Origin of the sequence: Pseudomonas sp. BAY1663, from assembly GCF_000582595.1 — a bacterium.
In the GTDB taxonomy this organism is placed as follows: domain Bacteria; phylum Pseudomonadota; class Gammaproteobacteria; order Pseudomonadales; family Pseudomonadaceae; genus Stutzerimonas; species Stutzerimonas stutzeri_AF.
The window spans coordinates 1-4,543 of the sequence record NZ_AZSV01000154.1; the positions used below are offsets into that span (position 1 = coordinate 1).

The 4,543-nt window shown below is 62.7% G+C and carries 4 protein-coding genes and 1 tRNA gene; 4 read left to right on the forward strand and 1 reads right to left on the reverse strand.

The features are described 5' to 3' along the window. Position 1 precedes the first annotated feature (1 nt). Positions 2-78: transfer RNA gene (locus BAY1663_RS22115), tRNA-Arg, on the forward strand. A gap of 211 nt (positions 79-289) precedes the next feature. On the opposite strand, the gene BAY1663_RS22120 is transcribed toward BAY1663_RS22115, so the two are convergent. After that, complete coding sequence (locus tag BAY1663_RS22120) at positions 290-772, reverse strand: DUF4124 domain-containing protein (RefSeq protein ID WP_037045150.1); 483 nt, start codon at positions 770-772, stop codon at positions 290-292. 347 nt (positions 773-1,119) lie between these two features. Between BAY1663_RS22120 and mgtE the strand changes: the two genes are divergently transcribed. The 3 genes from mgtE to oadA form a co-directional block, all read left to right on the forward strand. Then, on the forward strand, positions 1,120-2,562 hold the full coding sequence (gene mgtE / locus BAY1663_RS22125) for a magnesium transporter (RefSeq protein WP_037045152.1): 1,443 nt from the start codon (positions 1,120-1,122) through the stop codon (positions 2,560-2,562). 138 nt (positions 2,563-2,700) lie between these two features. Then, positions 2,701-2,943: an OadG family protein gene (locus BAY1663_RS22130; protein WP_037045154.1), complete on the forward strand. Its 243-nt coding sequence runs from the start codon at positions 2,701-2,703 to the stop codon at positions 2,941-2,943. Between the two features lie 22 nt (positions 2,944-2,965). After that, positions 2,966-4,543 (forward strand): sodium-extruding oxaloacetate decarboxylase subunit alpha (gene oadA / locus BAY1663_RS22135; protein WP_037045156.1); only part of this gene is annotated, 1,578 nt, incomplete at its 3' end.

Here is a 4,543-nt window from a genome sequence, read left to right on the forward strand (position 1 = left end):
CGCACTCATAGCTCAGCTGGATAGAGTACTCGGCTACGAACCGAGCGGTCGGAGGTTCGAATCCTCCTGAGTGCGCCATATCGAAGGGGGCCTGCAGCGATGCAGGCCCTTTTCGTTTGTGGGCTGCCATCCCGGCTACGGGACGATTTGGGCTTCCCTTTGGCAGTCCTGCGGCCTGCATTGCCGGGAGGGCGCGCCCACAGGGTTCGGGGTGCACCCACTGCTTTTGTGGGAGGCCCGACCCCGGGGCGATGCTTTTCAAGCTTCAAGCTTCAAGCCGGCCGAGCTATTAGCGTTTGCCCAGCACGCAGCCATTTTCGTCGAAGCTCACCGTGCGGACCTGACCGCCGGTGTCGCGGAAACGCAGGCGGGTGCGGCCATTGCTGCTCGTGACCTGCTCCGGCCGACCGAGCGCGCTTTCCACGTCGCGCCTGGTCATTCCCGCCCGGATGTTCTGGCTGATGATTGCGCTGCGCCGCTCGCGGCCCGTCACCTGGTTGCCGCAGCCATCATCCTGCTCGGCGACGACGGTCAGCGAATCTTCCTCCTTGCGCTTGCCGCTTCTGGCGGGCTTCGGCTTGGCCATGGGCACGGCCTTTCCCGAGCTGGGGGTGGGGTTGGCTGCCTGCTGCCGCTGCTGGTTCTGCTCCGAAGGGCAGCCTTGTTGGCTGAAGGTGACGTGCCCCTGCTCGTCGATGCAGCGAAACACGCTTGCCGAGTGCGCCGGGGCCGCCAGCAACAGCAGGCCCATGCAGATCGATAGGCGCCGCATTTTCGTCCTCCTTGACTGAAAAATGGCCAGGCCAGCCTACTTGATAAAACTTGACCGTTCATTCGTGTCTCGCCGCAACGTGAAGGCGTCGACAGAACGGGCGGCTTCGGTTTTCCTGGAGTGAGGTCGCTTTTTTTACCCCGCAGTGCGCGCAAGTTGCTGTATTGACTACTCTTGGCGACGTCGAGCGCACCGCCGGATGTTATGATTCCGCATCTGCCCGCGTGGCCTGTGGAACAACCCTTCTTATGGACTTGCCCAGTAGTCGTTCACGTTTCCTGCTTGCCAATCACGTATTGATTGATTGATTCCCCTGGCGTGCTCCGTGGCTGGGGGTGGAGTGCGCCATGACAGAAGTAGAAGCAAAGAAGCCGCAAGAAACCTTGCAGGATCGCCTGGCGCAGGTGATCGAACTGCTGCACCGGCACAAACTGATCGAAGACGCATCGCAGCGCCAGGATGACCAGCCGCCGGAATTCGCCGAGGACTTCGATCAGCGGCAGAACCTCGCCGAACTGCAGCGCAAGCTGGATGAGCTGCACCCCGCCGACGTCGCCCATATCCTCGAGGCGCTGCCGCTCGACGAGCGCCTGACCGTCTGGCAACTGGTCAAGGCCGAGCGCGACGGCGACATCCTGCTCGAAGTCTCCGACGCGGTACGCGAGACCCTGATCGCCGACATGGACGATCACGAGTTGCTCGCGGCCGCCAAGGAGATGGACGCCGACGAGCTCGCCGACCTGGCGCCCGAACTGCCGCGCGACGTCGTCCACGAGCTGATGGAAACCCTCGATGCGCAGCAGCGCGAGCGGGTGCGTTCGGCCCTGTCCTACGAGGAGGATCAGGTCGGCGCGCTGATGGACTTCGAGATGGTCACCATCCGCGAGGACGTCAGCCTCGAGGTGGTGTTGCGCTACCTGCGGCGGCTCAAGGAGCTGCCGGGGCATACCGACAAGCTCTTCGTGGTGGACTACGACGGCGTGCTCAAGGGGGTGCTGCCGATCAAGCGGCTGCTGGTCAATGATCCGGACAAGCAGGTGGCCGAGGTGATGGCCAGCGACCCGGTCACTTTCCATCCGGACGAGGACGCCTACGATGCCGCGCAGGCCTTCGAACGCTACGACCTGGTCTCCACGCCGGTGGTGGACAAGAGCGGCAAGCTGATCGGCCGTCTGACCATCGACGAAATGGTCGACCTGATCCGCGAGGAAAGCGAGAGTGAAGTCCTCAACATGGCCGGTCTGCGCGAGGAGGAAGATATCTTCGCCTCGGTCTGGAAGTCCGTGCGCAACCGCTGGGCCTGGCTGGCGGTGAATCTGATCACCGCATTCATCGCCTCGCGGGTGATCGGCCTGTTCGATGGCTCCATCGAGAAGCTGGTTGCCCTGGCTGCCCTGATGCCAATTGTCGCAGGCATCGGCGGCAATTCCGGCAACCAGACCATCACCATGATCGTGCGTGCCATGGCCCTGGATCAGGTGGGAACCGGCAACACCACCCGTCTGTTGCGCAAGGAGGTGGGCGTCGGTCTGGTGAATGGCCTGGTATGGGGAGGCGTGATCGGCCTGGTGGCCTACTGGCTGTATGGTAGCTGGTCTCTAGGGGTGGTGATGACTGCGGCGATGACGCTGAATCTGCTGCTCGCCGCGCTCATGGGCGTGCTGATTCCCATGACATTGGCGCGCCTGGGACGTGATCCGGCGATGGGGGCGAGCGTGATGATCACCGCCATGACCGATAGTGGCGGGTTCTTCATCTTCCTCGGTTTAGCGACGATCTTCCTGCTGTAGTTCGCTTTTCGTCGCTTATTCGGGTTTGCCTTGGCTCTCTGTTTCGGGCTACTGTTCGGCCGTTTCGCGTGTCGCGAAACAGGTCCGAACTAACGCCGCGAATAACAAGCAGCTTGAGCTGCTGACAAGGGAATCCCGATGACCCCCAGCCAACTCCTGCTTGAAGGTGTCGAACTCATGCTGTTCGGCATAGGTTTCGTCTACACCTTCCTCATTCTGTTGATCCTTTGTATTCGCTTGATGTCCTACCTGGCCGGCCGCTTCGTCGGCGAGCCTGTTCCTCAGGCGGCGTCCGCGCAGGCGGTCGCAGCCGAGACGGATGCGGATATTCTTGCTGCCATCCAGGCCGCGATTCATCAACACCGCGCGCGCCGCGGTTGACTCTGGAAAGGGAGTTCCTTCCATGACCGTTGCAAAACAGCCGCTCGGCATCACCGACGTGGTGCTGCGCGATGCCCACCAATCCATTCTCGCCACCCGCATTCGCCTGGAGGACATGTTGCCGATTGCGGCGAAGCTCGACCAGGTGGGCTTCTGGTCGGTGGAGAGCTGGGGCGGCGCGACTTTCGATGCCTGCATTCGCTATCTCGGCGAAGACCCTTGGGAGCGCATCCGCGAACTCAAGAAAGCCATGCCCAATACCCGTCAGCAGATGCTGCTGCGCGGCCAGAACCTGCTGGGTTACCGGCACTACGCCGACGACGTGGTGGAGAAGTTCGTCGAGCGGGCGGCGGTCAACGGTGTGGATGTGTTCCGCGTGTTCGATGCGATGAACGATCCACGCAACCTGGATACCGCGCTGCATGCGGTCAAGCGCCAGGGCAAGCATGCCCAGGGCACGATCTCCTACACCACCAGCCCGGTGCATACCCTCGAGATGTGGGTGGACCTGGCCAAGCAGATCGAAGACATGGGCGCCGACTCGGTGGCGATCAAGGACATGGCTGGCATTCTCACGCCGTACATGGCATTCGAGCTGGTGTCACGGCTGAAGGCCAGTCTCGCCATTCCAATCCATATGCAGTGCCATGCCACCGCGGGGCTCTCCACAGCGGCCATTCTCAAGGCGGTGGAAGCCGGTATCGACAACGTCGACACCGCGATTTCCTCGCTGTCGATGACCTACGGCCATTCACCGACCGAGTCGGTGGTGGCGATCTTCCAGGGAACCGACCGCGATACCGGTCTGAACCTCGAGTTGCTCGAAGAGATTGCGGCCTACTTCCGCGAGGTGCGCAAGAAGTACGCGAAATTCGAAGGCACCCTGCGCGGTGTCGACTCGCGAATCCTCGTGGCACAGGTGCCTGGCGGCATGTTGACCAATATGGAAGGGCAGCTGAAAGAGCAGGGTGCCCTGGACAAGTTCGACGAGGTGCTCGCGGAAATCCCGCGCGTGCGCGAGGACCTAGGGTTCATCCCGCTGGTTACGCCAACCTCGCAGATCGTCGGCACCCAGGCCGTGATCAACGTGCTGACCGGCGAGCGCTACAAGTCGATCACCAAGGAAACCGCCGGTGTCCTCAAGGGTGAATACGGCGCGGCGCCCGCTCCGTTCAATGCGCAGTTGCAGGCGCGCGTGCTGGATGGTGCCGAGGTCATCACCTGCCGTCCGGCCGACCTGTTGCAGCCGGAAATGGATCGCCTGACGGCCGAGCTGAACGGGCTGGCGCAGGAAAAGGGCATCAAGCTGGCGGCGGATGCGATCGATGATGTCCTGACTTATGCGCTGTTCCCGCAGATCGGCCTCAAGTTCCTCGAAAATCGCGATAATCCGGCGGCCTTCGAGCCCGCACCGACGGGCAATGAGCTGCCGCCGCGTGAGGCGGGCAAGCCAGAGGTGTACACCGTCGAGGTCAATGGCCGCTCCTTCGTCGTGCAGGTCAGCGATGGCGGCGATATCGAAGGTATCAAGCCGTTGGGGGGCAGCGCCGCGACGGTAGCCGCTCCGGCCGGGGCGGCGCTGGCGCCCAGCGCTGGCGAG